Below are 9,503 nucleotides of genomic sequence, written 5' to 3' on the forward strand. Positions count from 1 at the left end.
TGCCGGGTGGCGCTGCGCTTACCCGGCCTACCAGATCCTCAACATACCCGCCAAAATCACCTCAATATTTCACTTAGCGAAACGTTTCGACGTTGATCACAAATCCGTTACGTCATGATGGTTTTCTGAACACTTCTGCGGCTACACTGTTTTTAGCGAAACGTTTCGCTAGTGGAGCAAAAAATGAAGAAAGGCACAGTACTCAACTCAGAAATCTCATCGGTGATCTCCCGTCTTGGGCATACCGATACGCTGGTGGTTTGCGATGCAGGCTTACCGGTTCCGCGCAGCACAACCCGTATCGATATGGCGTTAACGCAGGGCGTACCCTCGTTCATGCAGGTACTGGAAGTGGTCACCGCGGAGATGCAGGTTGAGGCGGCCATTCTCGCGGCGGAAATCAAACAACATAATCCGCAACTCCACGAAACGTTGCTCAGCCATATTGAGCAACTGCAACAGCACCAGGGAAACACCATAGAAATTCGTTACACAACGCACGAGCAGTTCAAACAACAAACCGCAGACAGTCAGGCGGTGATTCGCAGCGGGGAGTGTTCCCCGTATGCGAATATCATTCTCTGTGCTGGCGTCACCTTCTGAGGCCATCATGGACGCATTACTGCAACTCAAAGGGATCGATAAGTCGTTCCCGGGCGTAAAAGCCCTCTCCGGCGCGGCGCTGAACGTCTATTCCGGGCGCGTCATGGCGCTGGTGGGCGAAAACGGCGCGGGCAAATCCACCATGATGAAAGTGCTGACCGGTATCTACCAACGCGATGCCGGTTCGCTGCTGTGGCTGGGTAAAGAGACCACCTTCAACGGCCCGAAATCCTCTCAGGAAGCGGGCATCGGCATCATCCACCAGGAGCTGAACCTGATCCCGCAGCTCACCATTGCGGAGAACATCTTCCTCGGCCGTGAGTTCGTGAACCGGTTTGGCAAAATCGACTGGAAAACCATGTATGCCGAAGCGGACAAACTGCTGGCGAAGCTGAATCTGCGCTTTAAGAGCGACCGACTGGTGGGCGACCTTTCCATCGGCGATCAGCAGATGGTGGAAATCGCGAAGGTGCTGAGCTTCGAGTCGAAGGTCATCATTATGGATGAACCGACCGACGCCCTGACCGATACCGAAACCGAATCCCTGTTCCGCGTGATCCGTGAGCTGAAATCGCAGGGCCGCGGCATTGTCTATATCTCTCACCGCATGAAAGAGATCTTCGAAATCTGCGACGACGTCACCGTCTTTCGCGACGGGCAGTTTATTGCCGAGCGCGAAGTAGCAACCCTGACCGAAGATACGCTCATCGAAATGATGGTGGGACGTAAGCTCGAAGATCAGTATCCGCATCTGGATAAAGCGCCGGGAGAGATTCGCCTGAAGGTGGATAATCTCTGCGGGCCGGGCGTGAATGACGTCTCCTTTACTCTGCGCAAGGGCGAGATCCTTGGCGTCGCGGGCCTGATGGGGGCGGGACGTACCGAACTGATGAAAGTGCTCTATGGCGCACTGCCGCGCACCAGAGGCTACGTTACCCTTGACGGCCATGAGGTGGTCACCCGCTCGCCGCAGGATGGCCTGGCGAACGGCATTGTCTATATTTCCGAAGACCGTAAGCGCGACGGCTTAGTGCTGGGCATGTCGGTGAAAGAGAACATGTCCCTGACTGCGCTAGGCTATTTCAGCCGCAGCGGCGGCAGCCTGAAACACAAAGATGAGCAGCAGGCGGTCAGCGATTTTATCCGTCTCTTTAACGTTAAAACCCCATCGATGGAGCAGGCGATTGGCCTGTTGTCCGGCGGGAATCAGCAGAAAGTGGCGATTGCCCGCGGGCTGATGACGCGCCCGAAAGTGCTGATCCTGGATGAGCCTACCCGCGGGGTGGACGTGGGCGCGAAGAAAGAGATCTATCAGCTGATTAACCAGTTCAAGGCCGACGGTCTGAGCATCATTCTGGTCTCTTCCGAGATGCCAGAGGTATTAGGCATGAGCGATCGCATTATCGTCATGCATGAAGGGCATCTCGGCGGTGAATTCACTCGCGAGCAGGCCACCCAGGAAGTTCTGATGGCTGCCGCTGTGGGCAAGCTTAATCGCGTGAATCAGGAGTAAGAAGATGACTACCCAGGCTGTTTCTGGTCGCCGCTATTTCACAAAGGCATGGCTGATGGAACAAAAATCGCTGATTGCCCTGCTGGTGCTGATCGCGATTGTCTCGACCATGAGCCCGAACTTTTTTACCGTCAATAACCTGTTCAACATTCTTCAGCAGACCTCCGTCAACGCCATTATGGCGGTGGGGATGACGCTGGTGATTTTGACCTCGGGTATCGATCTGTCCGTCGGTTCCCTGCTGGCCCTCACCGGCGCGATCGCCGCGTCGATTGTTGGTATTGAGGTCAACGCGCTGGTGGCCGTTGCCGCTGCGCTGGCGGCAGGTGCGGCAATTGGCGCCGTAACCGGCGTGATTGTGGCGAAAGGTCGCGTGCAGGCGTTCATCGCCACGCTGGTGATGATGCTGCTGCTGCGCGGTGTGACCATGGTGTACACCAACGGCAGCCCGATTAATACCGGTTTTACCGATAACGCCGATCTGTTTGGCTGGTTCGGTATTGGTCGCCCGCTGGGTGTCCCGACCCCGGTCTGGATCATGGCTATCGTCTTCCTGGCGGCATGGTACATGCTGCACCATACCCGTCTGGGTCGTTATATCTATGCGCTGGGCGGTAACGAAGCGGCAACGCGCCTGTCCGGTATCAGCGTTAATAAAGTCAAAATTATCGTTTACTCCCTGTGCGGCCTGCTGGCGTCTCTGGCGGGCATCATCGAAGTGGCGCGCCTCTCCTCCGCGCAGCCAACGGCGGGTACGGGCTATGAGCTGGATGCCATCGCGGCAGTGGTTCTGGGCGGTACGAGCCTTGCGGGTGGTAAAGGTCGCATTGTTGGGACATTGATCGGCGCACTGATCCTCGGTTTCCTGAATAATGGTTTGAATTTGTTAGGTGTTTCCTCCTATTACCAGATGATCGTTAAGGCAGTGGTGATTTTGCTGGCGGTACTGGTAGACAACAAAAAACAGTAACTGACGACACTACAGGACATCTTAGATATGAACATGAAAAAACTGGCTACCCTGGTTTCTGCTGTCGCGCTGAGCGCAACCGTAAGTGCTAACGCCATGGCGAAGGACACCATCGCGCTGGTTGTCTCTACCCTGAACAACCCGTTCTTCGTCTCCCTGAAGGATGGCGCGCAGAAAGAAGCAGATAAACTGGGCTACAACCTGGTGGTGCTGGATTCTCAGAACAACCCGGCGAAAGAGCTGGCTAACGTTCAGGACTTAACCGTTCGTGGTACCAAAATCCTGCTGATCAACCCAACCGATTCCGACGCGGTCGGTAACGCCGTGAAGATGGCAAACCAGGCGAAGATCCCGGTCATCACCCTTGACCGTCAGGCAACGAAAGGGGATGTGGTCAGCCACATTGCGTCTGATAACGTACTGGGCGGTAAAATCGCCGGTGACTACATCGCGAAGAAAGCAGGTGAAGGCGCGAAAGTGATCGAGTTGCAGGGTATCGCCGGGACTTCCGCAGCCCGTGAACGTGGTGAAGGCTTCCAGCAGGCTGTAGCGGCGCACAAATTCAACGTGCTGGCGAGCCAGCCGGCAGACTTCGACCGTACAAAGGGCCTGAACGTCATGCAGAACCTGCTGACCGCGCATCCTGATGTGCAGGCGGTATTCGCACAGAACGACGAAATGGCGCTGGGCGCGCTGCGTGCGCTCCAGACTGCGGGTAAATCAGATGTGATGGTTGTCGGATTTGACGGCACGCCGGATGGTGAAAAAGCAGTAAATGATGGCAAACTGGCTGCGACCATCGCTCAGCTGCCTGAGCAGATTGGCGCGACTGGCGTGCAAACTGCCGATAAAGTGCTGAAGGGCGAAAAAGTTCAGGCCAAATATCCTGTTGACCTGAAACTGGTCATTAAGCAGTAAAGGCGATTCAGGCAGTCGCTGGCTGCCTGAGGGACACCAAATAAAAGAAAAGTGTGGCATACGCCACCGGGTAAGACCGGTGGCGCTCTCAGATGGACACCTCAATACATGAAAACCGCAGGCAACCTCGTCGTCCTTGGCAGTATCAATGCCGATCACATTCTTAACCTTGAAACGTTCCCCACTCCGGGCGAAACCGTCACTGGCAATCAGTATCAGGTGGCGTTCGGCGGTAAGGGCGCAAACCAGGCGGTTGCCGCCGGACGCAGCGGGGCGAATATCGCGTTTATCGCCTGTACGGGTGATGACGATACCGGCGAGCGCGTACGCAAACAGCTGGCAAGCGACAACATCGACATTGCACCCGTCAGCGTGGTTGCAGGGGAATCTACCGGCGTGGCGCTGATTTTCGTCAATGCGGAAGGTGAGAATGTCATCGGTATTCATGCGGGGGCTAATGCCGCGTTAACGACTGAACGCGTCGAAGCGCAGCGTGGAATCATCGCCGGAGCGGAAGCCCTGCTGATGCAGCTGGAGTCACCGGTTGAAAGCGTGCTGGCCGCCGCGAAAATTGCGCATGAAAATCATACGTCTGTCGTACTTAACCCTGCGCCTGCCCGTGTATTATCAGATGAGCTGCTGGCGCTGGTGGATATCATCACCCCGAACGAAACCGAAGCGGAAAAGCTGACGGGTATCCGTGTCGAAAATGATGACGATGCAGCGCGTGCCGCGCTTGCACTGCATGAAAAAGGCATCGGCACCGTAATCATCACCCTCGGCAGCCGTGGGGTGTGGGCTAGCGTCAATGGCGAAGGCCGTCGCGTACCGGGCTTTAAGGTCAAAGCCATTGATACCATCGCCGCAGGAGACACCTTCAACGGTGCACTGGTAACGGCGCTGCTGGAAGGAAAAGCAATGGATGACGCGATCCGCTTCGCGCATGCCGCCGCTGCGATTGCGGTGACGCGTAAAGGCGCTCAGCCTTCTGTTCCATGGCGTAAAGAGATTGATGAATTCTTAAGTCAGCAGGGGTAACGCTTGGCCACAATGAAAGATGTCGCCCGTATGGCGGGCGTTTCTACCTCGACTGTCTCCCACGTAATCAATAACGATCGCTTCGTCAGCGAGGCGATTCGGGAGAAAGTTGACGCTGCAATTAAAGAACTCAACTATGCGCCGTCTGCGCTGGCCCGCAGCCTGAAGCTCAACCAGACGCGCACCATCGGCATGCTGATCACGGCCAGTACCAACCCTTTTTATTCTGAACTGGTGCGCGGCGTGGAGCGCAGCTGCTTCGAGCGCGGCTACAGCCTGGTGCTGTGCAATACCGAAGGCGATGAGCAGCGCATGAACCGAAACCTGGAGACGCTGATGCAAAAACGCGTCGACGGGCTGCTGCTGCTCTGTACCGAAACGCATCAACCCTCGAAAGAGATCATCCAGCGCTACCCTTCTATTCCCACGGTGATGATGGACTGGGCGCCGTTCGACGGCACCAGCGATCTGATTCAGGATAACTCGCTGCTGGGCGGCGATATGGCGACTCAGCATCTGATCGATAAAGGTCATACCCGCATTGCCTGTATTACCGGCCCGCTGGATAAAACCCCGGCGCGCTTGCGTCTGGAAGGCTATCTTTCGGCCATGGAACGGGCGGGGCTTGCCATTCCTGATGGCTATCGCATCACCGGCGATTTCGAATTTAACGGTGGATTTGAAGCAATGCAGAAACTGCTGGCGCAAGAGCCGCGTCCGCAGGCGGTGTTTATCGGTAACGATGCGATGGCATTCGGAGCATATCAGGCGCTGTATCAGGCGGGATTACGTGTTCCGGACGACATGGCGATCGTCGGTTACGATGATATCGAACTGGCGCGCTACATGACGCCCCCACTGACCACCATCCATCAGCCGAAGGATGAACTGGGCGAGCTGGCCATCGATGTGTTGATCCACCGCATGGCCCAGCCCACGCTGCAACAGCAACGTTTGCAGCTTACTCCTGTTCTGATGGAACGCGGTTCGGTTTAGCCTTCTCTTTGTGACGCTCTTTAATCAGGTTCCGGCCGTCTTTTGGTTTTAACAACATAAAGACCACCGCCGATACCACGGTAAGCGCGCCCATAGTGATAAAGGTATAGTGGAACTGCTCAACGGTATTGGTTCCCTCGAACCCTTCATAAAACCGCAGTACCGCCGCGCTCACGGCAACCCCGAGGCTGATCGACAGCTGTTGAGTGACCGCCAGTACGCTGTTGCCGCTGCTGGCATTCTCGTCGGTGAGGTCCGCAAGGGTGATGGTGTTCATCGACGTAAACTGCGTCGACATGGCCATACCCAGCACAAACAGCGGCAGGATCAGCATCCAGATTGGTAACGCCGCAGATTGCAGGGAGAACTGCGCAATCATCAATCCGATAAAGATCGTCACGCCAACCAGCGTCTTACGATAGCCAAACCAGCGCAGCACCTGCGTGACCGTCGATTTTGCCAGAATCGAGCCCATCGCCGTGGGTGCCATCATGCAGCCAGCAATCAGGGCCGGATAGCCGAAACCGACCTGGAGCATCAGCGGCATCAGGAACGGTACGCAGCCCGTGCCCAGACGCGAGGCAATATTGCCCGCGATCCCGACGGAGAACGTTCGGGTGTTAAACAGAGATAAAGAGATAAGCGGTGTCGGATGGCGACGCGCATGACGTATATATAGAAGGAACAGCAGAATACCGCTGAGGATGACGGCCAGCCCCAGCCACGTCGCTACGATTTTCTCGCCAAACAGCTCCATCCCGCTGGAGAACAGGACCAGGCTCAGGCCAAACAGGAAGAAACCACCCATATCGAAGCTGCGTCTTGGCGTGGTGAAGTTCGGCATATATTTGCGGGCATAAATCAGCCCTGCCACACCAATCGGAATATTAATCAGGAAGATCCAGTGCCAGCTAGCCCAGGTCACCAGTACGCCGCCGAGAACCGGGCCAAGTATCGGGCCGACCAGCCCCGGCATAGTCACAAAGTTGAGCACCGGGAGCAGTTCGCTGCGCGGATAGGCGCGTAATAACGCCAGACGCGCGACGGGCATCATCATCGCGCCGCCTATCCCCTGTAGAACGCGGAAGATAACCAGTTCCGTCAGAGAGGTGGAGAGGGCGCAAGCCAGAGAACCGAGCGTGAACAGCGTCACCGCCAGCATGAACACTTTGCGTGTGCCAAAACGATCGGCCAGCCAGCCGCTGACCGGAATAAGCATCGCCACTGTCAGGGTGTAGCTGATGATGGCGGATTGCATCGCCAGCGGGGAGCGGTTAAGGCTTTGGGCTATGGCGGGAAGGGCGGTATTGAGGATAGTGGCATCCAGTGCCTGCATAAAGAACGCCATGGCTGCAATCCACGGCAGTCCGGCCATACTGCGTGCTTTTTTCTCTGTCATTTATTTACCTGCTGGTGGGTTGGCGCGGCCAGCAACGCCTGGCACGCACTCAGGGCTCGCTGCCCGTCGCTCTCCTGAATGGCATCGACTATCGCCTGATGCAGATCCAGCTTCACCACCTCATCCTGCGTGATAGAGGTAAAGTAAGTGTGGTACACAGAATGGAATAAAGAAGCAAAGGAGGTCAGGAAAGGATTTCCGCTCATATTATAGATATGTTCATGCCAGGCCATATCGACCGCTATCCAGCGCTCGCGGTTAAAGTGCTTTTTCAGATCCACCATCTCTTCCATCAAAGTATTGAGCTGCGCTTTTTGCTCGGCTGTGCCGAGCGTGGCGGCAAGCAGGCAGGCCTGAGGCTCAAGACTGCTGCGCATGACCAGAAAGTGATCGACGACCTGATTAAAGTTATCTTCGGTCATCCACCAGGTGAGTAACTCCTGATCGAGAAAGTTCCAGTTTCCCTGAGGCATAACGCGGGTGCCAATGCGCGGGCGTGGAAGCACCATCCCTTTCGCCGTTAATGTTTTTACCGCTTCGCGAACGGCGGTACGGCTAACGCCAAACTGATCTCCCAGCTCCATCTCGCTGGGCAGGATGCTACCTGGAGCATATTTACCCGCTAAGATCAGCTGCGCCAGTTTCTCTGCCAGCACATAGGACAGGTTTTTTTGAGCTGCCAGCTGTTGTGCGCTTAATGGCATCGCTTTTATTCCTTAAATATTGATGCGGTTAATTATGCCATCTCAGGTGTGATTGTGGTTGCAGATACATCAAATAGAACAATTTTTAGCTTGAACTCATCGCTTTTGGTGAAAAAAAACACGGTCAGAAACTTTTTTTAAATTTCCTCTTGTCACTTCAGAAGAACTCCCTATAATGCGCCTCCACTGACACGGAACAACGGCACGCAAGCCGCCGGGTCAGCAGAGAAAAGCAAAACAAACGCTTGACTCTGAAGCGGGAAAGCGTAATATGCACACCCCGCGCCGCAGCGAAAACGAAGCGGCACTGCTCTTTAACAATTTATCAGACAATCTGTGTGGGCACTCAAAGTGACATGGATTCTTAATGTCCTCGGACACTAAATGAATACCAAGTCTCAACGAGTGAACACGTAATTCATTACGAAGTTTAATTCATTGAGCATCAAACTTTTAAATTGAAGAGTTTGATCATGGCTCAGATTGAACGCTGGCGGCAGGCCTAACACATGCAAGTCGAACGGTAACAGGAAGCAGCTTGCTGCTTCGCTGACGAGTGGCGGACGGGTGAGTAATGTCTGGGAAACTGCCTGATGGAGGGGGATAACTACTGGAAACGGTAGCTAATACCGCATAACGTCGCAAGACCAAAGAGGGGGACCTTCGGGCCTCTTGCCATCGGATGTGCCCAGATGGGATTAGCTAGTAGGTGGGGTAACGGCTCACCTAGGCGACGATCCCTAGCTGGTCTGAGAGGATGACCAGCCACACTGGAACTGAGACACGGTCCAGACTCCTACGGGAGGCAGCAGTGGGGAATATTGCACAATGGGCGCAAGCCTGATGCAGCCATGCCGCGTGTATGAAGAAGGCCTTCGGGTTGTAAAGTACTTTCAGCGGGGAGGAAGGCGATAAGGTTAATAACCTTGTCGATTGACGTTACCCGCAGAAGAAGCACCGGCTAACTCCGTGCCAGCAGCCGCGGTAATACGGAGGGTGCAAGCGTTAATCGGAATTACTGGGCGTAAAGCGCACGCAGGCGGTCTGTCAAGTCGGATGTGAAATCCCCGGGCTCAACCTGGGAACTGCATTCGAAACTGGCAGGCTAGAGTCTTGTAGAGGGGGGTAGAATTCCAGGTGTAGCGGTGAAATGCGTAGAGATCTGGAGGAATACCGGTGGCGAAGGCGGCCCCCTGGACAAAGACTGACGCTCAGGTGCGAAAGCGTGGGGAGCAAACAGGATTAGATACCCTGGTAGTCCACGCCGTAAACGATGTCGACTTGGAGGTTGTGCCCTTGAGGCGTGGCTTCCGGAGCTAACGCGTTAAGTCGACCGCCTGGGGAGTACGGCCGCAAGGTTAA

Annotated in this window: 8 protein-coding genes and 1 other annotated feature; of the genes, 6 read left to right on the top strand and 2 right to left on the bottom strand. The window is 55.3% G+C overall.

The genetic code is table 11. The annotated features are described in order from the left end of the window. Nucleotides 1-183 precede the first annotated feature (183 nt). The 6 genes from rbsD (at nt 184) to rbsR (ending at nt 6,038) form a co-directional block, all read left to right on the top strand. Complete coding sequence (rbsD, locus tag SK54_RS02090; RefSeq protein ID WP_003862392.1) at nt 184-603, top strand: D-ribose pyranase; 420 nt, start codon at nt 184-186, stop codon at nt 601-603. 7 nt (nt 604-610) lie between these two features. Then, nucleotides 611-2,116: a ribose ABC transporter ATP-binding protein RbsA gene (gene rbsA / locus SK54_RS02095; protein ID WP_048246648.1), complete on the top strand. Its 1,506-nt coding sequence runs from the start codon at nt 611-613 to the stop codon at nt 2,114-2,116. Nucleotides 2,117-2,120: 4 nt separating this feature from the next. Continuing rightward, complete coding sequence (rbsC, locus tag SK54_RS02100; protein WP_003862395.1) at nt 2,121-3,086, top strand: ribose ABC transporter permease; 966 nt, start codon at nt 2,121-2,123, stop codon at nt 3,084-3,086. Between the two features lie 27 nt (nt 3,087-3,113). Then, a complete protein-coding gene (rbsB, locus tag SK54_RS02105) occupies nt 3,114-4,004 on the top strand; it encodes a ribose ABC transporter substrate-binding protein RbsB (RefSeq protein WP_003862397.1) in 891 nt (296 codons plus the stop codon). Nucleotides 4,005-4,112: 108 nt separating this feature from the next. Next, nucleotides 4,113-5,042 (top strand): ribokinase, encoded by a 930-nt coding sequence (rbsK, locus tag SK54_RS02110; protein ID WP_015570155.1) that lies wholly within the window; start codon nt 4,113-4,115, stop codon nt 5,040-5,042. Nucleotides 5,043-5,045: 3 nt separating this feature from the next. Then, a complete protein-coding gene (gene rbsR, locus SK54_RS02115) occupies nt 5,046-6,038 on the top strand; it encodes a ribose operon transcriptional repressor RbsR (protein ID WP_003862402.1) in 993 nt (330 codons plus the stop codon). Here the strand turns inward: rbsR and mdtD are convergent. Both mdtD and SK54_RS02125 read right to left on the bottom strand, forming a co-directional pair. Beyond that, the gene (gene mdtD, locus SK54_RS02120) at nt 6,004-7,437 is read right to left on the bottom strand and encodes a multidrug transporter subunit MdtD (protein WP_048246649.1); all 1,434 of its coding nucleotides are present in this window, start codon (nt 7,435-7,437) and stop codon (nt 6,004-6,006) included. The genes rbsR and mdtD overlap by 35 nt on opposite strands. Continuing rightward, nucleotides 7,434-8,141 (bottom strand): FadR/GntR family transcriptional regulator, encoded by a 708-nt coding sequence (locus tag SK54_RS02125; protein WP_003862405.1) that lies wholly within the window; start codon nt 8,139-8,141, stop codon nt 7,434-7,436. The genes mdtD and SK54_RS02125 overlap by 4 nt, the downstream gene beginning before the upstream one ends. Before the next feature lie 455 nt (nt 8,142-8,596). Next, nucleotides 8,597-9,503, top strand: a sequence feature (16S ribosomal RNA rRNA prediction is too short).

Origin of the sequence: Enterobacter sp. MGH120 (assembly GCF_001037725.1) — a bacterium.
GTDB lineage: Bacteria > Pseudomonadota > Gammaproteobacteria > Enterobacterales > Enterobacteriaceae > Enterobacter > Enterobacter hormaechei_C.

What these genes read in the sequence shown, in the direction of transcription:
- rbsC (WP_003862395.1), top strand. Translation starts at nt 2,121, where the DNA reads ATGACTACCCAGGCTGTTTCTGGTCGCCGCTATTTCACAAAGGCATGG.
- rbsD (WP_003862392.1), top strand. Translation starts at nt 184, where the DNA reads ATGAAGAAAGGCACAGTACTCAACTCAGAAATCTCATCGGTGATCTCC.
- mdtD (WP_048246649.1), bottom strand. Translation starts at nt 7,437, where the DNA reads ATGACAGAGAAAAAAGCACGCAGTATGGCCGGACTGCCGTGGATTGCA.
- rbsB (WP_003862397.1), top strand. Translation starts at nt 3,114, where the DNA reads ATGAACATGAAAAAACTGGCTACCCTGGTTTCTGCTGTCGCGCTGAGC.
- SK54_RS02125 (WP_003862405.1), bottom strand. Translation starts at nt 8,141, where the DNA reads ATGCCATTAAGCGCACAACAGCTGGCAGCTCAAAAAAACCTGTCCTAT.
- rbsA (WP_048246648.1), top strand. Translation starts at nt 611, where the DNA reads ATGGACGCATTACTGCAACTCAAAGGGATCGATAAGTCGTTCCCGGGC.
- rbsK (WP_015570155.1), top strand. Translation starts at nt 4,113, where the DNA reads ATGAAAACCGCAGGCAACCTCGTCGTCCTTGGCAGTATCAATGCCGAT.